We start from the raw sequence: 21,122 nt of genomic DNA, 5'->3' as shown, positions 1-21,122 counted from the left end.
CGACCTCAGTTAGTGTTGTTCGCTTTTCAGTTTCTCGATGCACCCGGCGAAATTTGGCAGCCATTGTTCATGCGCCAGAATCAATTCACGCGCCAGGACTTCAGCGTCGCGGTCAGAATGCACCAGCGGGCTAAGGTTCAGCGCCAGCAGCACATCATTTAGCTCTCCGCTCAATGCCGCATTGCTCGCCGCCACTTCAAAGCCTTTAATGGTATAGATAAGACCGAGGACTTTCTCATCAAAATGAGTAATACGTGGGTGTGGCGTGGCGCCGTTGCGTCCCAACGTGCAGGTCATTTCTACCGCCCAGTCCGCAGGAATGTTATCGACATGCCCATGGTGCGGAATGTTGACATAATGTTCGGTCTGCTTATCGTTGTAGATAGCGTTGATCACTTCACAGGCCGCGTCGGAGTAATAAGCGCCACCGCGCTGTTCCAGCTCCTTCGGCTTAACGTTCAGCTCAGGATTTTTATAGAGATCAAAAAGTTGTTTCTCAACTTTCTGTACCACCTGAGCGCGTGCCCCGCCCTTATAGTATTCACCCATCTCAATTGCCAGCATCTCTTTTGGCTTGAAGTAGTAGAGCAAGTAAGAGCACGGCAGTAGTTTCAGCGAACGAATCAGTCCTTCACTAAACGGCAGGTCAAAGATGTTCTTCACGGTAGACGCTTTCAACTCGCCCGATGCGACGCCGTCCAGCAGTTCATCAAAACGTGACACGCCGTTCACCAGCACATCTTTGATAAAGACCATATGGTTCAGACCGAACAGATCGATAGATAAATCATCGCTCTCTTTCAGCGCCAGCACATCGCTAATGAACATTTTCATGCCGACGGGAATATTACACACGCCGATGAATTTCTTAAAATTAGTATGGCGATAGACCGCTTCAGTCACCATCCCTGCCGGGTTAGTAAAGTTAATCACCCACGCATTCGGGCACAGTTCTTCCACATCTTTTACAATGTCAAAAATAACCGGAATGGTACGCAAACCTTTGAACAGGCCGCCCGCACCGTTCGTTTCCTGTCCCAGATAACCGTGGCTCAGCGGGATACGCTCATCCTTCTCACGGGCTTTAAGTTGTCCTACACGCAGTTGGGTGGTAACGAAATCAGCATCTTTCAACGCTTCGCGGCGATCCAGCGTTTTATACAACTTCATCGGAACGCCAGCTTTGTCGATCATCCGCTGGCAAAGGTCAAAAATAATGTCCAGCTTCTCTTTACCACCCTCTACATCAACCAGCCACAATTCAGAAACCGGTAATTCGTGATAGCGCTTAATAAAGCCTTCAAGTAACTCAGGGGTGTAGCTGCTCCCGCCACCGATAGTGACGACTTTTAATTTCTGGCTCATACGTTCTCCCTTCAGTGTCAAAACACTGACATGTATTATGCTCAACCCGTTTGTCAGGTATAGCGTGGCTGTCCCGACGCTATTTAGGGCAAGCTATAAAAAATGAGTTATTGGAAAATAATATCTACTGATTAAATTCAGTTAATTTCTTACGATAGCTATTTGGCGTAAACGACGTCAGCTTTTTAAATGTTTTAATAAACAGGCTTGGACTACTGTAACCAGACTCATAAGCAATATCCGTTACAGAATAGTTAGTCATTTCCAGCTGTTTTTTAGCAAAATTAATGCGAATTTCATTAATGATCTGCATCGGCGTTTTGCTGTAATAACGCTGGGTCGCGCGGGTCAGATACTCCTGGGATTTCGCGGACAGGTGTACCATATTTTCCAGCGCATTCTCGCTAAACTGCCGTTTATCATGCATGGTCTCGACGGTGGTTTTGAGCCACTGAGGAATATCATCCAGCACCTGCTCTTCGCGATGATGGCGCAGCCGATTAATAATATAGAAGGTGACCACTTCTACAAATTCATCGAGTCCGCTCTCACGAAAGTTCAGTGATGCAATAACCGTTTCAATGTAGGTAAGAAACGAATTATTCGCCCGATAGACCTGCGATGCAACGAAACAAAACGGCAGCAGCGGGTGGTAATGCTGTTCAAAAAAACGTTTACTGATACCGACGTTAAGGATCCTTGTCGCACCGAAATCATAGAAACTCTGGTGATGCGATCCCAACGGGATAAAAACAAAGTCCCCGCGCTCAAGCAATACGCGTTTACCGTTGATTTCCTGATAATAGCGTCCGGTTAAAACCAGCGTAAATTCATAGTAGTCATGTTGATGCAGCCCACTGATGCTCTCAGTTTTGTTATAGATGAACACATGGAAATTTTTGCCATTAAACAGCTGCTGTTCATAGACGGTTTTGATTTCCGGTGCGTTAATCTGTAGCTGCATTTTGCACTCCTCGCTATTTCAGCTTCTCGTGAAGTTCAATCAGTTCAGTGACCAGCTCGCGCGCCAGCATCGAGGTCATCAGATGATCCTGTGCGTGGACCAGCACCAGGCTGACTTTCATTTTACCTTCGCCCTGATCGCCTTCAATCAGTTTTGTTTGCACGAGGTGCGCTTCGTTCAGCGCCAGGCGAGACTGGTCCATCATGGTCTTCGCTGCTTCAAAATCCCCCTGCTTGGCCATTTTGAGTGCGCCGTATGCCAGGCTACGCGCCTGACCAGAATTAATGATGAGCCCCATCACCACTTCTTCAAGTTCTTCTGCTTCTGACTGCGTGTCGACGATATTCTCGATATCCAACATACTTTTTTCCTCTGGTTAAGTCCGGCATGACCGCGAAGCCACGCCGGATTAAATTTAGAATTTCAATGCGTTAGCGATATCTTCTTCGCTTTCTTCTTGATCAATAACGTTCTGAGCTTTGTTGGCTACTACCACGAACGGCAGGTAAACCAGCGTTGCAATACCGAGGTTGAACAGCGCGACCAGCAGAGCGGCGACGCTACCGTTGGTGTTAAAGAACGCGCCCAAACCGGTTGGCATAGTCCACGGTGCGATGTTGGTAATCGGTGGAATAATGCCTGAGTAGTAAGCTGCCAGCGTAATCGCCGCCAGAATCGGCTGAACCAGAATGAACGGAATAAACATAACCGGGTTCATGATGATCGGCAGACCGAACAGGATAGGTTCGTTAATCTGGAAGAGACCTGACGGCAGTGCCAGCTTAGCAACCTGACGATAGTCAGGACGACGTGATGCCAGGAAGATAGCGATAATCAGACCCAGCGTTGCCCCGCTACCCCCAAGGAAAATATAGGAGTCGAGCATCGGTTTCGCCCAGACGTGGAACGTCTTACCGGCTTCCAGCGCAGCGTCTACGGAACCAAACTGTTGGTAGATAGAGATGTTTTCCAGCGCCCATGGCGTCATGATTCCGCTGTCCAGCGCGGTCAGCGCCAAAGAACCGTGAATACCAAAGAACCACAGCAGCGGAACAAAAATCACATAGGCCCAACCCACTACGCTACCCAGCGATGCCAGTGGCGTTGAAATGGAATCCATAATGATCTGATGGAAGTTGGTACCCCAGGTGTTCAGCGCCCAGGCGATGATCCCCATAATGGAGAGAATAAGAAAGCCAGGAATCAGCGCAGAGAAGGAACGCGATACGGATGTCGGTACGCTATCAGGTAATTTGATCACCCAATTACGATGGACCACAAAAGTGAACATTTCCGCGACCACCAGGCCGATAATAATACCGGAAATAATATTCGCGCCGCCCAGCCAGTTAGCGCCAACCGCATAAGCTTCACCCACGCTGTATGGCGTGACGGTCATAAATGCGGCGACAGATAACAACCCGGCAGCCAGTGAGTCGACCTTGCGTTCTTCTGCCAGCGCCATGCCGATAAAGAACGGCGCCATCAATGACATGATACCCAGCGTACCGTTATAGACGTTTCCACCAATGCCTTTCAAGCTATTCAGCGTTTCAATAGTTGAAGCATCAAGTCGAATGCCCATCGAATAAAAAAACGACCCCTCCCCAAAGCTCAGGAAAACGTTATTAATTAATACAAACATTGCCCCTGCGAGGGTTAACGGCATTAAACGAATAAAACCGTTTTTGATTGCATTAACGTGCGGCTGCTTTCCAATTTTTACAGCAAAAGGAAGGAGTACCTTTTCAAGTGAAGCAATAGCGTTACTCATAGAAAAATACCCTTAAATACCGCAATTAATAATTGCGGTGAATGTTAATGAAATAACTCTTTGACGGGAAAAATTAAAATAAAATAATTAATTTGCTGCGGCTTTTTTAATTGCTGCAACAGCAGCCTTAAGCACGCCTAAACCATCGACTTTGCCATACAGCAGCGAGTCAATCACTTCCACAGGCTTGTTGGGTAACAAACGCTGAATTTCGGGCAACATATAAGCAATTTGCGGACCTAATAACACAACATCGGCCGCTGGACCTTTTTCTCCGGCCAGCGTTTCAGGAAACGCTTCAATAATAACCGGCACTTCGTATTTTTCGGCCTGAGCACGCATCTTCGATACCAACAATGAAGTCGACATGCCCGCAGAACAAAACAGATAAATGTGTTTCTTTTCCATTAAAACGATCCTCATGTGCGATTATCTGTCAACCAGACACTCCGCAAGCCATAACCTGCATCCATGCTCTGGGTAACCTGCGTCAGCTAAATTACTTTTTTAGGTGGCTGAAACGAGTATACGGGATTGTACCGGTGGATGGTATTTCCTTGACCAACTAAATTGTCTCTCCTTGACCTGTCGTTATGACCCCCCTCACATTTTATGCAAATAATTCGCGGCAATAAATAAGATCGTGCGGCACAAAAAAACCGGCGCGATGGCCGGTTGTTCAGAGTGCTCAGGCAATAAACAGTTGTTACTACTTCGCTGCCTGCGGGTCGGTGTCGTATTCTGCGCAGGTCTGGTAGCCAGAGTTAATCACATGACCGGTATCGTCTAAAGCAACGAAATAGGTTTCAGCTTTACCATCTCGTTGACCCAGGATGTAGGTCTGACAGGTCCCGCGCGCATGGATCATGCTCACTTCTGAAGAAGGCTTACCGGCAATCTGCGCGACCTGCGCCCTGCTCATCCCTTTCTTCACATCTTTCACTACGGGCTGAACAAATTGGTCTTTGGTACGATCATAGGCCGTACACCCCGCCAGCATAGTCAAAACAGCCGCTGCACCCAGAATTCCTGCTAGATTCTTGTTCATTTTTTCGTCCTCTTGTTTTTCAGCGTGTTATGTAAGCCTGGAGCACAACAACGCATTTTTCAAGCAATCAGATGATACTTAGGCCGTTTCGGAAAATTCTATTAAAACAAAATGATGTTATATCAGGCCTGCATCCCTTGTCGTTTGGGCCTCAACGCGTTAGCTTTAACATATCATTTTATTTTTCACAGGGGGTTGCATGACTCTGCAGCAAGAGATAATCAAAGCGCTTGGCGCAAAACCGCACATTAATGCAGAAGAGGAAATTCGTCGAAGCGTAGATTTCCTGAAATCATACCTGCAAACCTACCCCTTTCTGAAATCACTGGTGTTGGGCATTAGCGGCGGACAAGACTCCACCCTCGCCGGAAAACTCTGCCAAATGGCCGTTTCCGAGCTCCGCCAGGAAACGGGGAATGACGCGCTACAATTTATTGCGGTGCGTTTACCGTATGGCGTTCAGGCTGACGAGCAGGACTGCCAGGATGCCATCGCCTTTATACAACCGGACCGCGTACTCACCGTCAATATTAAAGGCGCAGTGCTGGCCAGCGAGCAGGCTTTGCGTGAGGCGGGAATTGAGCTGAGTGATTTTGTGCGCGGCAACGAAAAAGCCCGTGAACGTATGAAGGCGCAATACAGTATCGCGGGCATGACCAGCGGCGTTGTCGTGGGTACCGATCATGCAGCAGAAGCGATCACCGGTTTCTTCACTAAATATGGCGATGGCGGTACTGACATCAACCCAATATTCCGTCTGAACAAGCGCCAGGGTAAACAGCTGCTTGCTGCGCTGGGTTGTCCGGAGCATTTATATAAGAAAGCTCCCACCGCCGACCTTGAAGACGATCGCCCTTCTCTGCCGGATGAAGCCGCATTGGGCGTGAGCTATGACAACATCGACGATTATCTGGAAGGAAAAACGCTGGATGCTGAAATAGCTAAAAAAATCGAAGGTTGGTATCTGAAGACTGAGCACAAACGTCGCCCACCCATCACCGTGTTTGATGATTTCTGGAAAAAAGCATAATTTTTTCTGCCTAAGGCCGGGTAGCACCCCTATTGCTGCTCTCCGGCCTTAGCAGCCTGATCATGCCGCTTTTTTAATCGCCCCTCAGCTGTTATACTGGATGGATAACCAGCAGCGGAGTGAAAAGTGGTACGGCGTCAATCAGCCCCTCGCCTGACATTAGAGGCAGCAGCAATTTATGAATACCCCGAGCATCTGCGCCCATTTTTGAGTGCGCTTCCCGCGGTGCCCGGCGTCTATCTGTTTCATAGCGAAAGCGACACCCTGCCGCTTTATATAGGCAAAAGCGTCAATATTCGCAGCCGCGTGTTGTCACACCTGCGTACCACGGACGAAGCGGCAATGCTGCGCCAGTCCAAACGCATTAGCTGGATTTGTACGGCTGGAGAAATTGGCGCCCTACTGTTAGAAGCGCGGCTTATCAAAGAGCAGCAGCCTCTGTTTAATAAACGGTTGCGACGCAATCGTCAGCTTTGCGCCCTGCAGCTTACCGACCAGACTGTTCAGGTTGTTTACGCACGAGATATTGATTTCTCCCATGCCCCCAATCTGTTTGGTTTGTTTGCCAATCGCCGTGCCGCGCTACAAACATTGCAAAGCATCGCCGATGAACAGCAACTGTGCTACGGCCTGTTGGGGCTGGAACCCCTGAGTCGTGGGCGAGCCTGCTTTCGCTCAGCGCTAAAGCGCTGCGCCGGAGCGTGCTGTGGGAAAGAGAGCCCGCAGGCGCATCATTCGCGCCTGCTTGAGGCGCTGGAAAGAGTACGCGTCATCTGCTGGCCGTGGAACAATGCCATTGCGCTGCAAGAAACCCGCGCTGAAATGACTCAGTACCATATCATCAATAACTGGTTTTGGCTGGGCGCCGTTGCAACGCTGGATGAGGCGACAACCCTGGCGAGAATGCCGGCTGGCTTTGACCATGATGGCTACAAAATTCTCTGCCGGCCTGTTTTGTCTGGCAAATACGACATTATTGAACTGAATCCGGAGAGTATCCCGGCATCCAGTTAATCTCGCTGAACAGCAGTTTTCCCTCGCGCTCCAACAGGCGCAGGGTGTGTTTACCGTCGTGCCAGCTCGCGCCCTGATCGGCCGTCAGCAGCTTCTCACCCAATTGCCAGGCGCCACTGATAACAAACACGACGCCGCCACGAGAACCAAAGGTCGTAAAAGTGCGATCGGCAACTCTGACTTTCGCCTGGCAAACATCTCGTCGGGTCATGATATTAAAATCCATCGACATCCGTCCTTCCGTCAGCTTTGCTTTTACTACCTTGTCACCAGCAAAAGTAAAAGGTTGATGCTGCTTCAGGGTGTGAGTGAAGATGTTCGCCTCTTCCAGGGTCACTTCACCTCCTTCCAGCAAGGTAATCACGCGTTCTACGCCCGGAAAAAGAGAAAACTCTCCGTTTGCTGCAAGGGAGGCGATACTCGCCCGCCAGTGAAAATCGCGTGTTGCTGGCGGAAAACAGCAAATCTCTCGCGTTTCTCCCGCCCCATTGCGCCACAGACTGACCGGCATTTTGCGGATATCGAAATATTCCATCACCCCTCCAGAAAGGCGTAGCACGTCAACCTGCCGTGAACAGCCAGCCATAAATCATCATTGTGATATTTACCCTGCAGAGTATCGTTATCGGCAACAGGGTTGATTTGCCTTAGTGCTGAATAGGGTATTTTGCAAAAAAATTAACGCTTCTCCTGGCGGGAAAGAAAAAACCGCCGATCCTGCCCACATCGTTAAACGTGTTGTGGACAAGAGCGGCGGTCTTGAGTTTGTTGCACACTGTGCGGCGCTGAACGCCGACACAGCATGACTGATTTAGTGTAGACGACTGGCGATTACTCGGCAGCTTCTGGCATTTTACCTTTCTGCGCCGGACGTTCTGTCAGACGCTTCTCAAAATTGGCATTAAACTGCTTTTTCTGTTCCGGCGTCAGAATGTTGTAAATTTTGTTCTGCGTTTCCATGTGCGCCAGCATGTTGGCTTTACGCTGTTCTTCCATCTTCGCAATTTGCGCTTCGGCTTTCGCTTTATCGAAGCTATCGCTGGCGATGATATCGTGCATGGCGCGGCGTTCTTCCAGCGGCGGACGCTTCATCTGATCGCGCTGGACTTTCATAATTTCGCGAATCTGCTGTTTCTGCGCGTCGGTCAGGTTCAGGTCTTTGAACATCATGTCGTGATGCGGGGCGAACTTCCCGTTGTGATGCATCATTGGTTTGGCATCCGCTGGCGCAGTTGTTGTGGTGTCAGCAGCATGGGCCAGGTTTGCAGCGCCCAGCGCCAGGGTAGAGGCAACAAACAGAGCAGTCAGTTTACGCATAATTTCTATCCTTTCTTTCAGTTATTTTTACGACATTCATGCGATTCTTATGCAATGTGATGTCGTGTTGACGAGATTAACTTTACCGGCTTAAGCGTCAATTAATCAGAGCAACGGTAAAACAATGAAAGTGTAAAAAACAAACATTCATCAATTATGGAGAAAAAAAGAATAAATTGCGCAGAGTTGAAATGAAAAATTACAACAAGATGATTTTGAAAGGATTATGAAGAACTATACCTGAACTGTGATTATTAAGAAAGCAACTTACCAGGAATAATCTGTAATAAATCTAAAGCGCACGTAAAAATAAGCCCTCAGAAATCAATCTGAGGGCGGTTATATTTATCAAAATCTTTCGAGCATCAATCCGGCACGTAAACCACAGGCCACATTTGGGTTCGGAAAAAGAACGTATTCAACGTCATGGGTGACGATAAAACGTTCATTTCCGTCCTGCGCCAGTAACGTTCCCTCGGTAAAGGGGGTAAAATTGAGCGTCTGGTTATCCATGTGGAGAATAAAATCGTCGCTACGCCGCGTAATCTGCGAGACCACACGGTAGCGCAACGGAGATGTTTCTACCGTAGACACTCGCTCGCCCCGCAGCAGCTGCGCCATCGCATCTGCTGTGCGTGCAAACTGGGTCAGATCGTTTTGCCCGAACGGCAGCGCTTTACCCAGTTCCAGCGTACAGGCCAGCGCGCCAAAATGTTCAGCGCTAAAATGGGTGAACGTACCGCCTGGGGTCTGATGGAAAACCAACGCCTCCAGCCCCGCATCCCCCAGCCAACCCAGAAAATTTTCGTCCCAGGCAACATTGCGTTGTGGCAACACGCCAAAGCGCAAATGCTGTGAGCCGCGAATGGCGGTGTGAAGATCCAGATGCCAGCGCACAGGCTCTTTCGCGCGCGAGTAAAAATCTGCCAGACACAGTTCAAGCTCATGGGCTCTGTGCGTTTCTTCACTCTTGGCAAAACTCTGCCACCGGCCACCAAACATCCGGTTCAGATCGCTATGACAATAACGTTTTCCCGCGGCCAGCGCCTGCGGGTTACCAAGAATGACCAGCAGCCGCCATGTTAGCGCCAGCTCACCGTTAAACAGCCTGGTCAGCAATGAATCAAGTATTTCTACCGGCGCGGTTTCATTGCCATGAATTCCCGCAGAAAGCACCAGCGACTGTTCAACCGGCGCAGTTGGTGTCAGTTCCAGTACCCCGTGACCAAGCCATTGCCAGACAAAACCGTGAATTGTGCCCTGCGTTTTCGCAGGTGCGCTACCTGCGAGCGTCAGGGCCAGAAAATTATCCATGGCTCGTTCTCTCCTGCTGGAAGGGATAAACAGAGCCGAGATTGAGCAATTGCGTCAGCGTATCCAACGCTTCACGCCCTTCGCGCAACAACTGCGGATCCGCGAGGTCCGTTGCGACAAGGCGATCGCGATAGTAGCGGTCAACCCAGTTATTCAGCGTATTGAACAGCGTGTCGTTCATGATAACCGCCGGATTCACGGCCTGCAGCTCCTGTGGGGTAAGCACCACTCGCAGGCGTAAACAGGCCGGGCCGCCGCCGTTGGACATGCTTTCGCGCAAATCGAAGACCCGCAGGTCATCGATCGGATTGTCATCTGCAAGCAAGCGGCTCAGATATCGCCACACGCCAGCATGCTCCCGACATTCCTGCGGTAAAACCAGCATCATCGAACCGTCGTCACGACTCAGTAATTGGCTGTTAAACAGATAGGTCGTTACCGCATCCTGCACCGACACCTCCGCGGTCGGGACTTCCAGCGCGGTAAAACCGTCCACCTGACGGCGTAGTTGCTCTAACAACGTTTGCTGTCTGACAAACGCCTGCTGATGACAAAACAGCACCTGACGATTCGACACCGCAATCACATCGTTATGAAACACGCCAAGATCGATAACGTCCGGGTTTTGCTGAGCAAAAACAAGCTGATGCGGATTGACCTGATTCAGTCGGGCTACAGCCTCGCTGGCTTCACGAGATTGTCTCGCCGGATAGCGCCTCGGCTGTGACGCATTCCCCTCTTCACGACCGTAAATAAACAGTTGTACGCCGGGATCGCCATAATCCCCACCAAGGCGGTTATGGTTTGCCGACCCTTCATCACCGAATAACGCAACCTGAGGCAATGCGCCGTGAATCGCAAAGGTATTTTCATCACGAAAAATCGAGCGTAACAACGCTTCGGTCGTCGGCGCTTCCAGCGAACGGTGGAACTTATTATTCAGATTCGCCACCGTTAAATGCACTTTCCCGTCCAGTGAATCTGCCGAAGGACAGACCGTTGCCGCATTCGCCACCCACATAGGTGATGCGGAGCTGGCGCTGGAGAGCCAGTGCGGCGCCTGACGCGCCACCTTGTCCAGAATCTGCTCATCACTGCCGCAAAAGCCCAACTGACGCAGCGCCGGGATATAGGGACGTTCATGAGGCGGGATCACCGCCTGAGGGAATCCCGCATCAGCCAGCGCTTTCATTTTTAACAAACCCTGCTTTGCCGCCAGACGAGGGTTCGACACCTGAAAACGGTGGCTGGTCGAAGCCTCATTACCAAATGACAGTCCCGCATAGTGGTGGGTGAGTCCCACCAGACCATCGAAATTGACCTCACGCGCTTTCATCGTTTATCCCCGCAAGAGAAATCCAGACCGGGGCTGAGCGCCGACGGCAGGGTTAAGGCCGGAGATTCCAGGCTCGCCATCGGCCAGGCGCAATAATCTGCGGCATACCACGCGCTGGCGCGATGGTTACCGGACGCGCCCACACCACCAAACGGTGCGGTGCTTGCCGCGCCGGTTAACGGTTTATTCCAGTTAACAATCCCGGCCCGCGCCTCCAGCAGGAGCTGATCAAACTGGCTGCGATCGGGTGAAACCAGCCCGCATGACAACCCAAAGCGGGTGTTGTTCGCCATACGAATCGCGTCATCAAAGCTGTCATAGCGCCAGACGCCGAGCAGAGGACCAAAAACCTCTTCATCGGGTACGTTTGCCACGTCGGTCAGTTCAATAATACCGGGGGTCAGCAGCGACGTTCCGGCTTTCACCATGCGTGGCGCCAGCAGCGTGCGCCCCCCCAACGACGCAAGACGTTGCCAGGCATCACAAACGTGCTGTGCGGCCTGTTCAGAAATCAGCCCGCCTAAAAACGGCTGCGGTTCCGCATCCCAGTGAGCTGGCATTAGTCGTTGGCTGACTTCCACCAGACGCGCGAGGAACGCATCCCCCTGCGCGCCGTTTTTAACCAACAGGCGACGGGCGCAGGTACAACGCTGCCCGGCGGTAACAAATGCGGATTGAATGGTCAGATGTACTGCCGCATCAATATCTTCCGGGTTCTCAATGATCAGCGGGTTGTTGCCGCCCATCTCCAGCGCAAGGATTTTTTCCGGCTGGCCGGATAACTGTCGATGCAGCTGATAACCGGTATTGGCACTGCCGGTAAACAGCAGACCGTCGAGGTCTTCCAGCGCGCTCAGCGCCTGCCCCGTTTCGCGTCCGCCCTGCACCAGATTCAGCACGCCCGGCGGCAATCCCGCCTGTTCCCACAGCTTTGTCACGGCTTCACCGGTCCACGGCGTCAGCTCGCTGGGCTTGAAAATCAACGTGTTGCCCGCCAGCAGAGCCGGAACAATATGGCCATTGGGCAAATGGCCAGGGAAGTTATACGGGCCAAATACCGCCAGCACGCCGTGCGGCCGATGGCGCAACGTCGCCGCGCCATCCGGTAGTTCGCTGTGCTGCTCTCCGGTACGGGCATGGTAAGCTTTCACGGAAATAGCAATTTTATTGATCATCGCCGTCAGTTCAGTGGCGGCTTCCCAGCGCGGCTTGCCGGTTTCCCGGGCGATAATCTGGGTTAGCTCGGCTTTATTGCTTTCCAGCAATGAAGCAAATTTTTCGACAATAGCCTGACGCGCGCTAAAGGGGTGTTTAGCCCAACCGGCAAAGGCGGTGCGCGCAGCACGGCAAGCCTGCATCACCTGAGTCGCGTCGGCATCATTACCTTGCCACAGCACATCACCGCTTACCGGATTCGTTTTCACCCGACGCTCGCCAAGCCCCGTCACCCAGTCGCCGTTTATCCATAATGTCATGCTGTTTTCTCCTCTGCACAAAGACGCACAAAACGTACATGGTCGCCCGCGTGGCATTTCAGGGCGTCCAGTTGCGCCGCCGTCAGTACCAGACGTTGGGTATCCGGGTCAGCGCGAACCAACATGACGCGGAAGTTTTGATAGTTTTCATTAGCGACCAGACAGGCCGGGTAATCGCCGATCGCTGGCTGACCTTCCGCCACTTCCACCAGCCTGCTTTTACGGATAGCGCGAACGCGGTCGATATCGCATTCCAGCGTCGGCCCGCCATCGAAAATGTCGACATAGTTACGGTAGCGAAATCCTTCTTTCTCCAGCACCGCCCGCGCCGGAGCGGTTTGCGGATGTACCTGACCAATTACGCTTTGCGCTTCCTCAGACAGGAAATGGGTATAAATAGGATGCTTGGGCATCAGTTCAGCAATAAAGGCTTTTTGTCCGGTGCCGCAGAGAAAATCCGCACGGCTGAATTCCATGGAGAAAAAGCGTTTGCCGAGGCTTTCCCAGAAGGGAGAGTAACCGTGCTCATCGATTACACCGCGCATCTCGGCCACGACCTTTTCATTAAACCGGTCACGAAATGCCGCCATAAACATAAAGCGCGATTTAGACAACAAATAGCCGTTGCCCTCTTTACGCCAGTCGGGATCGAGAAACAGAGAGCAAAGCTCGCTGCTGCCCGTGTGATCGTTACTCAGAAACAGCGTCGGCAGCGCGTTATATACGTTCAGCTCTTTCGAGGCGTGCACCAGCGTGCCAACCCGATAGTTGTACCAGGGATCGTTAAGCCCTACCGCCACCTCGATGGCGCAAATCCCTGCCACGGTTCCGCTGGCGCTGTCTTCAAGTACAAAAACATAGCCTTGCTCACTTTTCGGCAACTCACCGCGCCAGGTTTGTAGCGAGCGTTCGATACGCGCCATCAGCGTGGCTTCATTGGCCGGTAGCGAAGTCAACCCACCGCCGGTCTTACCGGCCAGTTGCATCAGCGCGGTGATATCAGCACGTTCAATAGGACGAATCACCATCATGATGAACCTCCTGCTTTAATGCGTTCGCAGGCCAGCGCAAAGCGATCCAGTCCGCTAGCAACCTCTTCTTCGCTGACGTTTAACGCTGGCGCAAAGCGCACCACGTTAGCGCCGGCGATCAGCACCATCACTCCGGCATTGGCCGCCTCTTGCGAGATGAGTTTCGCTTTCCCGGTAAATTCCGCGTTCAGTACGCAGCCGATCAGCAGGCCGAGCCCACGAATTTCACTAAATAGCCCAAAACGTTCGTTAATAGCGTCAATACGCTCCACAAACCAGTCGTGACGCTGCTTAACACCGTTGAGCATATCCGGGGTGTTAACAATCTCCAGCAGTTTGCCCGCCACCGCCGTGGCCAGCGGGTTTCCGCCGTATGTTGTACCGTGCGTACCAACCGTCATCACGCTGGCACAGTCTGCTGTCGCCAATAACGCGCCGATGGGGAAACCGCCGCCCAACGCTTTGGCTGTCGTCAGCAGGTCTGGCGTAACGCCATAGTGCATATAGGCATACAGTTCGCCGGTACGACCCACACCGGTCTGGACTTCGTCAAAAATCAGCAGCGCATTGTGGCGATCGCATAATTCACGCAGCCCCTGTAAGAAGTCATTTGTTGCTGGTACGACGCCGCCTTCCCCCTGCACCGGTTCAACGATGACCGCACAGGTGGTGTCATCAATCAGTTGGCGGGCGGAGTCGAGATCGTTATAGACGGCATGGCGGATATCCGGCGGCAGCGGCGCGAAATCTTGTGAATAAGCGGGCTGCCCTCCGGCGCTGACGGTGAACAGTGTGCGGCCATGGAAAGCATTTTTAAACGCCACGATGCCGCTCTTCTGGCTGCCAAAACGATCGTGAGCATATTTACGCGCCAGCTTTAATGCCGCTTCGTTAGCCTCCGCGCCGGAGTTACAGAAGAAAACACGCTCGGCGAAGGTGGCATCAATCAGCTTTTTCGCCAGACGCAGCACCGGCTCGTTGGTGTAGCCATTTCCCGTGTGCCAGAATTTGCTCGCCTGGTCGTTTAATGCCTCGCGCAATGCCGGATGGGCGTGCCCCAGCGCGTTAACCGCAATGCCTCCCGCGAAATCGATATACTCTTTACCCTGCTGATCCCACAGACGTGAACCTTCACCACGCACCGGAATAAAAGGAGCCGGGGCATATACGGGCATCATCCATTCATCAAAATTTTCACGTGTAATTGACAGAGACATAGCGACCTCAACGGTAAATAAAAGGTTATTTATATGTTAATAAATATAGTGTTTGCGGTGTAAATGTAGATTGCAGGGTTCGTGCCAGCCAGCAAAAAAAGTGCATAAACAAAGGTCGGTGACGGAATATCAATAGGTTACAACGTGGCGATATTCACTTAATGTGCATATAAAGTGAATATGTTTGCGTATCAGGCGACTAAATAGAGGAAAAACCGCAGTTTTATTCAGTTGCCAAATATAATTCTGGAATTGTGATCGTATACGAAATTTATCGGAAATTATTGCTCTGTTCTGACGCGCTTCGCGCCAAAACGGTGCAGTTTTTGCTCCATCGTTAACACCATTGGCAATCATTGTTGGAATCAGGTGACAAGAAGCAGTCAGCCAGCGGAAATTCTGCTACCATCCTTGCACTATTCATCTTGCAAAACGGCAGCGACTATGAAATTTGTCTCTTTTAATATCAACGGCCTGCGTGCCCGTCCTCATCAACTGGCAGCCATTGTCGAAAAACACCAACCGGATGTGATTGGCTTACAGGAGACAAAAGTCCACGACGACATGTTCCCTCTCGAAGAGGTAGCAAAGCTGGGTTACAACGTCTTTTATCATGGTCAGAAAGGTCATTACGGCGTGGCGCTGCTAACGAAAGAAACGCCAATCGCAGTGCGTCGTGGCTTCCCGGGCGATGGCGAAGAAGCGCAGCGCCGTATCATCATGGCGGAAATCCCATCCCCTCTGGGCAGCATTACCGTGATCAACGGCTATTTCCCGCAGGGCGAAAGCCGTGACCACGAAACCAAATTTCCGGCCAAGGCCGCGTTTTACCAGAATCTACAAAACTATCTGGAGACTGAACTGAAACGCGACAATCCGGTCTTGATCATGGGCGATATGAACATCAGCCCAACCGATCTCGATATCGGCATTGGCGAGGAAAACCGTAAACGCTGGCTGCGTACCGGTAAATGTTCCTTCCTGCCGGAAGAGCGTGAGTGGATGGAGCGCCTGCTGGGCTGGGGCCTGGTGGACACCTATCGTCATGCTTATCCTGAAAAAAATGACCAGTTCTCGTGGTTTGATTACCGCTCCAAAGGCTTTGATGATAACCGTGGCCTGCGTATCGATCTGCTGTTAGCGAGCAACCCACTGGCGGAGCGCTGTGAAGAAACCGGCATCGACTATGAGATCCGCAGCATGGAAAAACCGTCCGATCATGCGCCTGTATGGGCTAAATTCCGCGTCTGACCTCCTGCGATTATTCACTCTCCGGGCCTCGCCTGGAGAGTCTGTTTATTCTGTGTAAAATCAATAAATCGACGGTAATACATTGTTGTGTCCGGGAATTTATTATATCTTCGCGCGCACTTTTCGCTGACGAAAACGCTGCGTTACACTCGGTTTTACAGGAGAACCCCCATGAAAAAGAAGTTCGCATAACGCAGAATATCGACTGCTGATTGTCACAGTCCTGTTCTGCGTTCTGGCGGGAGTTTTCCATTATTTCGGCCTGACCGACCTGATAACCAATTTCCATCATTTACAAAACGTCATCCGCCAAAGCGGTATGTTCGGCTATACGCTTTACATCTTGCTGTTTATCATCGCTGCGCTGTGTCTGATCCCCGGCAGTATTCTGGTGATCGTCGGCGGTGTGCTGTTTGGCCCTGTGGCAGGGACGCTTGTCTCGTTAGTGGCGGCAACCGTCGCCTCGGCGCTGTCGTTTTTGCTGGCTCGCTGGCTTGGTCGGGAACTACTGCTGAAATACGTTGGGCACACGGCGACTTTTCAGGCAATCGAGAAAGGCATTGCCCATAGCGGATTGGACTTTCTGATCCTGACCCGACTCGTACCATTGTTCCCCTATAATATTCAAAATTACGCCTATGGACTGACGGCGATTCCGTTCTGGTCATTTACGGTGATATCTGCGGTAACCACCTTGCCCGGCATCTTTATCTATACGCTGATGTCGCACGAACTGGCCAGCGAAGGCATGACTCTGGCATTTATCGGCAAACTCAGCGTTGCGGGCCTGGCGTTATTCATTCTTATTCAGGCGGCAAAAGCCTGGGCCAGATATAAACATATCGATCCGTCGTCCAGCCACGAGTGTGCAGGTAAATGACAAAGCTGAACAAAGCGCGATTAACCCACTATTACCGGGCAGGATTGATAGTTGTGCTGCTGCTCGCGCTGATGGCATGGGCGTGGATACCTGGCGTCAGTGATTTTCTCCGGGGCAGCCTGGCGGCGTTTACTACGCTGGATCAACACGCGCTCGAGAACTTCATTCGTTCGTATGGGACCCAGGCTGCGGTTGTATCGTTCTTCCTGATGATCTTACAGGCCATCGTCGCGCCGCTTCCCGCCTTTGTGATTACGTTTGCCAATGCCTCGCTGTTTGGCGCGTTTTGGGGCGGTGTACTGTCCTGGAGCAGCGCGATGGTCGGCGCAGCGCTGTGTTTTTTTATTGCCCGCGTTTTGGGTCGCAGTGCGGTGGAAAAGCTGACCGGGAAAACGGTGCTGAACAACATGGACGCTTTTTTCGAACGTTATGGCAAGCACACTATTCTCATCTGTCGCCTGTTACCTTTTGTGCCCTTCGACCCGGTAAGCTATGCCGCGGGCCTGACCTCGATTCGTTTTCGCCACTTTCTCCTCGCCACCGGCTTCGGTCAGTTACCCGCCACGATTGTCTATTCGTGGGCCGGTAGCCTGTTAACCGGCGGTACATTTTGGTTTGTTACCGGCCTGTTCATCCTGTTTGCCCTGAGCGTGGTGATTTCAGGAGCAAGAAGCCTTTACCTTGAGCGTCAACGGAAAAAAACCTGAGACATACGCCATTTTTAGCAATGGAGATATTATGCGTTACTGCTTATTGTGCCTGAGTTTGCTGCTCTGCCCGCTGGCGGCTTTTTCCCAGGACGCCAGCTGGCAGCAAATCAAAAATGACGCCCGCGGTCAGACGGTATGGTTCAACGCCTGGGGTGGCGATAACGCCGTTAATCAGTATCTCGACTGGGTTAGCGGCGAGATGAAAACGCACTATGCCATTAACCTGAAAATTGTGCGGCTGGCGGATGCCGCCGACGCCGTTAAACGCATCCAGACCGAGGCGGCGTCCGGGCGAACAACCGGCGGATCTGTCGACTTATTGTGGGTAAACGGTGAAAACTTCCGCACATTAAAAGAAGCGGGTCTGCTGCAAACCCAGTGGGCGCAGGCGTTACCTAACTGGCGCTATGTTGATACCCGGAAACCGGTCAGTGAAGACTTTGCCATCCCCACGGAAGGGGCAGAATCGCCATGGGGCGGCGCACAGCTAACCTTCATTGCCCGGCGCGATCTCACCGCCCAGCCGCCGCAATCCCTGCAGGCGTTGCTTGAATTTGCGCAGGCACACCCTGGCACAGTTACCTACCCGCGCCCGCCAGACTTTACCGGAACGGCTTTTCTCGAGCAGTTGCTGATTATGCTCACCACGGAACCGCAAGCATTGAAAGTTGCGCCCGATGCCGCCACATTCGCCAACGTTACCGCTCCGTTATGGCATTATCTTGACGCTCTACACCCTTCACTATGGCGTGAAGGCAAAGATTTTCCTCCCACGCCTGCGCGGATGGATGCGTTGCTGAATACCGGTACGCTGCGCTTATCATTGACCTTTAACCCAGCCCACGCGCAGCAAAAAATGGCCAGCGGCGAATTGCCTAAAACCAGCTATAGTTTTGGTTTCTCACAGGGCATGATCGGCAACGTGCATTTTGTCACTATTCCGGCGAATGCTCGCGCCAGCGCCGGAGCAAAAGTCGTGGCAAACTTCCTGCTTTCTCCCGAAGCGCAGTTGCGTAAAGCTGACCCTGCTATCTGGGGAGACCCTTCGGTGCTTGATCCGCAAAAACTGCCAAACCAACAGCGTAACGCACTGCTGGCGTATACCCCGCAAGGACTCCCTGCCGTACTGCCAGAACCACATGCTGCCTGGATAAATGCACTGGAACAAGAATGGCTACGCCGCTACGGTACGCATTAATTCTGTTGCTGTGGGGCATCATGACGGCAGTTTATCTGCCGCTGGTGCCAGCAACGTTCTCTCTGCTAGCCCCAGCGCTTCGCACCACGCACTGGCTGGCGCTCTTTGACGATCCTCAACTCTCGCAGGCGTTGCTGGCAACGCTGGTTTCCGTAAGCCTCGCGGCTCTGGGTGCCCTGACCATTACGCTGTTGGCGATCCTCTTTTTGTGGCCTGGCGCTGGCTGGGCGCGATTGTGCACGCGCCTGCCCTTGCTGCTGGCTATCCCGCACGTCGCATTCGCGACCAGCATGCTGTTGATTTTTGCCGAAGGCGGCATGCTATGGCAGTGGCTGCCCTTTCTCAACGCGCAACCGGACCGCTATGGGGTTGGGCTTGGCATAACGCTGGCGGTGAAAGAGAGCGCCTTTTTGTTGTGGATCCTCTCAGCCCTGCTGAGTGAAAAACAACTTTCACAACAGGTTATCGTCCTGGATTCGCTGGGTTACAGCCGTTTGCAATGCCTGAACTGGCTGGTACTGCCCTCCATCGCTCCTGCGTTAGGCAAAGCCATGCTGGCCATCGTGGCCTGGTCACTCTCCGTTGTGGATGTGGCCATCGTCCTTGGCCCCGGCAACCCGCCCACGCTTGCTGTGCTGAGCTGGCAATGGCTCAGCCAGGGCGATGCCGAACAACAGGCCAAAGGCGCACTCGCCAGCCTGCTGCTGGTGTTGCTGCTATTTATCTTCGCGCTGGTGGGCTATCTGTTCTGGCGTGGCTGGCGGCGCACAATTCCGGCAGTAAACGGAATACGCCTGCGTTTTTCGTCCACAACAATCGCACGGCCGCTGGTACAACTTTTGCCCATCAGCGGAGTAGTATGCACCCTGGTGCTGGCGCTTTCCGCCAACTCTTCATCGCTCAACAGCGACGCGCTCAGCAATAGTCTGCAACTGGGGCTCATCTCCAGCGTGCTGGGGTTACTGATGCTCTTTGCGTGGCTGGAATGGGGACCGCAAACAGGACACCGTTGGGTCTGGCTGCCCATTATCCTGCCCGCGCTGCCGCTGGTCACCGGACAGTATCTGTTGGCGTTATATACCGGACAAGATGGGCTGATGACGACCATCATCTGGGGCCACCTGCTGTGGGTGATGCCGTGGATGCTGTTTGTGCTCAAACCGGCGTGGCAACGCATTGACCCACGATTGATTTTGATTGCACAAACGCTGGGCTGGACACGAGGTCGCATATTTTGGCGGGTTAAATGCCCGCTGCTGTTACGCCCGGCACTGATCGCCTTCGCGGTTGGCTTCTCGGTCAGTATTGCCCAATATATGCCAACGCTATGGTTAGGGGCCGGACGCTATCCCACCCTGACCACCGAGGCGGTGGCATTAAGCAGCGGCGGCAGCACGGCTGTTTTAGCGACACAGGCGCTATGGCAGCTTCTGTTACCGCTATTCGTTTTCGTACTGGCAGCGCTTTTCGCCGCGTGGCTTGGCCGCTTTCGACAAGGACTCCGTTAATGCTCATCGTTCAAAGCCTTTCAGTGAACCGGGGCGCGACAACGCTACTGAAAGATGTGAACTTCCAGGTTAGTAAAAGTGACATCGTCACTATTATGGGACCTTCCGGTAGTGGTAAGTCTTCGCTTTTTTCGTGGATGGTCGGCGCATTGTCTCCTCAGTTTCAGGCTTCAGGCGAACTGTGGCTCAACGAACGGCGTATAGACACGCTGCCCACCGCGCAGCGCCAGATTGGCATTCTGTTCCAGGATGCGTTGTTGTTTGACCATTTCAGCGTTGGGCAGAATTTACTGCTGGCCTTACCCGCCAGCCTGCAAGGATCCACCAGACGCCATACTGTTGAAAACGCCCTTACGCGCGCGGACCTGGCTGGATTTTATCATCGCGATCCGGCCTCGCTCTCCGGCGGCCAACGATCGCGTGTCGCCCTGCTGCGCGCCCTGCTGGCTCAGCCTCAGGCGCTGCTGCTCGATGAACCCTTTAGCAGACTGGATGCGTCGCTACGCGATACCTTTCGCCAGTGGGTCTTTACCGAGGTGCGCAAGCTGAATATTCCGGTGGTACAAGTTACGCATGACGCGCAGGATGTCCCGTCAGCAGGCCGTGTATTACAGATGGAAAACTGGGCGTGAATGTGGCGATATGCTGCGTTAACGCAAGGTTTTTACTTAACCGGCGGCACAGAATGTC

At 52.5% G+C, this 21,122-nt stretch carries 21 protein-coding genes; 8 read left to right on the top strand and 13 right to left on the bottom strand.

Annotated features, from left to right (window positions below; translation table 11 throughout):
• Positions 1 to 9 precede the first annotated feature (9 nt).
• The 6 genes from FOB24_RS11980 to osmE all read right to left on the bottom strand — a co-directional run bounded on the left by FOB24_RS11980 (position 10) and on the right by osmE (position 5,151).
• Positions 10 to 1,365 (bottom strand): 6-phospho-beta-glucosidase, encoded by a 1,356-nt coding sequence (locus tag FOB24_RS11980; protein WP_038640160.1) that lies wholly within the window; start codon positions 1,363 to 1,365, stop codon positions 10 to 12.
• Positions 1,366 to 1,489: 124 nt separating this feature from the next.
• Positions 1,490 to 2,329, bottom strand: a complete 840-nt coding sequence (gene chbR, locus FOB24_RS11975; RefSeq protein WP_003030617.1) for a transcriptional regulator ChbR — start codon at positions 2,327 to 2,329, stop codon at positions 1,490 to 1,492.
• 13 nt (positions 2,330 to 2,342) lie between these two features.
• Entirely contained in the window at positions 2,343 to 2,690 is a 348-nt protein-coding gene (chbA, locus tag FOB24_RS11970; RefSeq protein ID WP_038640158.1) for a PTS N,N'-diacetylchitobiose transporter subunit IIA, read from the bottom strand.
• Between the two features lie 54 nt (positions 2,691 to 2,744).
• Positions 2,745 to 4,103, bottom strand: coding sequence for a PTS N,N'-diacetylchitobiose transporter subunit IIC (gene chbC, locus FOB24_RS11965; protein ID WP_006684840.1), 1,359 nt, complete (start codon positions 4,101 to 4,103; stop codon positions 2,745 to 2,747).
• A gap of 87 nt (positions 4,104 to 4,190) precedes the next feature.
• Positions 4,191 to 4,511, bottom strand: a complete 321-nt coding sequence (chbB, locus tag FOB24_RS11960; RefSeq protein WP_003030620.1) for a PTS N,N'-diacetylchitobiose transporter subunit IIB — start codon at positions 4,509 to 4,511, stop codon at positions 4,191 to 4,193.
• A 301-nt stretch (positions 4,512 to 4,812) separates the two neighbouring features.
• Entirely contained in the window at positions 4,813 to 5,151 is a 339-nt protein-coding gene (osmE, locus tag FOB24_RS11955) for an osmotically-inducible lipoprotein OsmE (protein WP_087856706.1), read from the bottom strand.
• A gap of 199 nt (positions 5,152 to 5,350) precedes the next feature.
• Between osmE and nadE the strand changes: the two genes are divergently transcribed.
• Positions 5,351 to 6,181 (top strand): ammonia-dependent NAD(+) synthetase, encoded by an 831-nt coding sequence (nadE, locus tag FOB24_RS11950; protein WP_038640152.1) that lies wholly within the window; start codon positions 5,351 to 5,353, stop codon positions 6,179 to 6,181.
• Between the two features lie 126 nt (positions 6,182 to 6,307).
• A complete protein-coding gene (gene cho, locus FOB24_RS11945) occupies positions 6,308 to 7,195 on the top strand; it encodes an excinuclease Cho (protein ID WP_069324271.1) in 888 nt (295 codons plus the stop codon).
• Here the strand turns inward: cho and ves are convergent.
• From ves to astC, 7 genes are all read right to left on the bottom strand, one after another.
• Entirely contained in the window at positions 7,155 to 7,730 is a 576-nt protein-coding gene (gene ves / locus FOB24_RS11940) for an environmental stress-induced protein Ves (protein ID WP_069324272.1), read from the bottom strand. The two genes, cho and ves, sit on opposite strands and share 41 nt — an antisense overlap.
• Positions 7,731 to 8,026: 296 nt before the next feature.
• A complete protein-coding gene (gene spy / locus FOB24_RS11935; protein WP_150344966.1) occupies positions 8,027 to 8,512 on the bottom strand; it encodes an ATP-independent periplasmic protein-refolding chaperone Spy in 486 nt (161 codons plus the stop codon).
• Between the two features lie 348 nt (positions 8,513 to 8,860).
• The gene (gene astE, locus FOB24_RS11930; protein ID WP_150344965.1) at positions 8,861 to 9,826 is read right to left on the bottom strand and encodes a succinylglutamate desuccinylase; all 966 of its coding nucleotides are present in this window, start codon (positions 9,824 to 9,826) and stop codon (positions 8,861 to 8,863) included.
• Positions 9,819 to 11,162 carry an N-succinylarginine dihydrolase gene (astB, locus tag FOB24_RS11925; RefSeq protein WP_150344964.1) on the bottom strand — a complete coding sequence of 448 codons (1,344 nt, stop codon included), beginning with the start codon at positions 11,160 to 11,162 and terminating at the stop codon, positions 9,819 to 9,821. The genes astE and astB overlap by 8 nt, the downstream gene beginning before the upstream one ends.
• Entirely contained in the window at positions 11,159 to 12,637 is a 1,479-nt protein-coding gene (gene astD / locus FOB24_RS11920) for a succinylglutamate-semialdehyde dehydrogenase (protein WP_150344963.1), read from the bottom strand. Before astD ends, astB begins: the two co-directional genes overlap by 4 nt.
• The gene (gene astA, locus FOB24_RS11915; RefSeq protein WP_038640139.1) at positions 12,634 to 13,668 is read right to left on the bottom strand and encodes an arginine N-succinyltransferase; all 1,035 of its coding nucleotides are present in this window, start codon (positions 13,666 to 13,668) and stop codon (positions 12,634 to 12,636) included. Before astA ends, astD begins: the two co-directional genes overlap by 4 nt.
• Complete coding sequence (gene astC, locus FOB24_RS11910) at positions 13,665 to 14,885, bottom strand: succinylornithine/acetylornithine transaminase (protein ID WP_121528958.1); 1,221 nt, start codon at positions 14,883 to 14,885, stop codon at positions 13,665 to 13,667. The genes astA and astC overlap by 4 nt, the downstream gene beginning before the upstream one ends.
• A gap of 444 nt (positions 14,886 to 15,329) precedes the next feature.
• Here astC and xthA point away from each other — a divergent pair, with 444 nt between their 5' ends.
• From xthA to FOB24_RS11870, 6 genes are all read left to right on the top strand, one after another.
• A complete protein-coding gene (xthA, locus tag FOB24_RS11895; protein ID WP_043016615.1) occupies positions 15,330 to 16,136 on the top strand; it encodes an exodeoxyribonuclease III in 807 nt (268 codons plus the stop codon).
• A gap of 223 nt (positions 16,137 to 16,359) precedes the next feature.
• Positions 16,360 to 17,016: a TVP38/TMEM64 family protein gene (locus FOB24_RS11890; protein WP_170973240.1), complete on the top strand. Its 657-nt coding sequence runs from the start codon at positions 16,360 to 16,362 to the stop codon at positions 17,014 to 17,016.
• Positions 17,013 to 17,723: a TVP38/TMEM64 family protein gene (locus FOB24_RS11885; protein ID WP_137347190.1), complete on the top strand. Its 711-nt coding sequence runs from the start codon at positions 17,013 to 17,015 to the stop codon at positions 17,721 to 17,723. The genes FOB24_RS11890 and FOB24_RS11885 overlap by 4 nt, the downstream gene beginning before the upstream one ends.
• A 31-nt stretch (positions 17,724 to 17,754) precedes the next feature.
• Positions 17,755 to 18,924 carry an ABC transporter substrate-binding protein gene (locus FOB24_RS11880; RefSeq protein ID WP_150344961.1) on the top strand — a complete coding sequence of 390 codons (1,170 nt, stop codon included), beginning with the start codon at positions 17,755 to 17,757 and terminating at the stop codon, positions 18,922 to 18,924.
• Entirely contained in the window at positions 18,897 to 20,432 is a 1,536-nt protein-coding gene (locus FOB24_RS11875; RefSeq protein WP_150344960.1) for an ABC transporter permease family protein, read from the top strand. Before FOB24_RS11880 ends, FOB24_RS11875 begins: the two co-directional genes overlap by 28 nt.
• Positions 20,432 to 21,064 carry an ATP-binding cassette domain-containing protein gene (locus FOB24_RS11870; RefSeq protein WP_150344959.1) on the top strand — a complete coding sequence of 211 codons (633 nt, stop codon included), beginning with the start codon at positions 20,432 to 20,434 and terminating at the stop codon, positions 21,062 to 21,064. Before FOB24_RS11875 ends, FOB24_RS11870 begins: the two co-directional genes overlap by 1 nt.
• Positions 21,065 to 21,122 lie beyond the last annotated feature (58 nt).

The organism is Citrobacter werkmanii (assembly GCF_008693645.1).
Classification (GTDB): Bacteria; Pseudomonadota; Gammaproteobacteria; order Enterobacterales; family Enterobacteriaceae; genus Citrobacter; species Citrobacter werkmanii.
The sequence above is the reverse complement of the archived record's forward strand: the minus strand, read 5'-3'. Positions and strand labels throughout refer to the sequence as shown.

What these genes read in the sequence shown, in the direction of transcription:
- FOB24_RS11980 (WP_038640160.1), bottom strand. Translation starts at nt 1,365, where the DNA reads ATGAGCCAGAAATTAAAAGTCGTCACTATCGGTGGCGGGAGCAGCTAC.
- chbR (WP_003030617.1), bottom strand. Translation starts at nt 2,329, where the DNA reads ATGCAGCTACAGATTAACGCACCGGAAATCAAAACCGTCTATGAACAG.
- chbA (WP_038640158.1), bottom strand. Translation starts at nt 2,690, where the DNA reads ATGTTGGATATCGAGAATATCGTCGACACGCAGTCAGAAGCAGAAGAA.
- chbC (WP_006684840.1), bottom strand. Translation starts at nt 4,103, where the DNA reads ATGAGTAACGCTATTGCTTCACTTGAAAAGGTACTCCTTCCTTTTGCT.
- chbB (WP_003030620.1), bottom strand. Translation starts at nt 4,511, where the DNA reads ATGGAAAAGAAACACATTTATCTGTTTTGTTCTGCGGGCATGTCGACT.
- osmE (WP_087856706.1), bottom strand. Translation starts at nt 5,151, where the DNA reads ATGAACAAGAATCTAGCAGGAATTCTGGGTGCAGCGGCTGTTTTGACT.
- nadE (WP_038640152.1), top strand. Translation starts at nt 5,351, where the DNA reads ATGACTCTGCAGCAAGAGATAATCAAAGCGCTTGGCGCAAAACCGCAC.
- ves (WP_069324272.1), bottom strand. Translation starts at nt 7,730, where the DNA reads ATGGAATATTTCGATATCCGCAAAATGCCGGTCAGTCTGTGGCGCAAT.
- spy (WP_150344966.1), bottom strand. Translation starts at nt 8,512, where the DNA reads ATGCGTAAACTGACTGCTCTGTTTGTTGCCTCTACCCTGGCGCTGGGC.
- astE (WP_150344965.1), bottom strand. Translation starts at nt 9,826, where the DNA reads ATGGATAATTTTCTGGCCCTGACGCTCGCAGGTAGCGCACCTGCGAAA.
- astB (WP_150344964.1), bottom strand. Translation starts at nt 11,162, where the DNA reads ATGAAAGCGCGTGAGGTCAATTTCGATGGTCTGGTGGGACTCACCCAC.
- astD (WP_150344963.1), bottom strand. Translation starts at nt 12,637, where the DNA reads ATGACATTATGGATAAACGGCGACTGGGTGACGGGGCTTGGCGAGCGT.
- astA (WP_038640139.1), bottom strand. Translation starts at nt 13,668, where the DNA reads ATGATGGTGATTCGTCCTATTGAACGTGCTGATATCACCGCGCTGATG.
- astC (WP_121528958.1), bottom strand. Translation starts at nt 14,885, where the DNA reads ATGTCTCTGTCAATTACACGTGAAAATTTTGATGAATGGATGATGCCC.
- xthA (WP_043016615.1), top strand. Translation starts at nt 15,330, where the DNA reads ATGAAATTTGTCTCTTTTAATATCAACGGCCTGCGTGCCCGTCCTCAT.
- FOB24_RS11885 (WP_137347190.1), top strand. Translation starts at nt 17,013, where the DNA reads ATGACAAAGCTGAACAAAGCGCGATTAACCCACTATTACCGGGCAGGA.
- FOB24_RS11880 (WP_150344961.1), top strand. Translation starts at nt 17,755, where the DNA reads ATGCGTTACTGCTTATTGTGCCTGAGTTTGCTGCTCTGCCCGCTGGCG.
- FOB24_RS11875 (WP_150344960.1), top strand. Translation starts at nt 18,897, where the DNA reads ATGGCTACGCCGCTACGGTACGCATTAATTCTGTTGCTGTGGGGCATC.
- FOB24_RS11870 (WP_150344959.1), top strand. Translation starts at nt 20,432, where the DNA reads ATGCTCATCGTTCAAAGCCTTTCAGTGAACCGGGGCGCGACAACGCTA.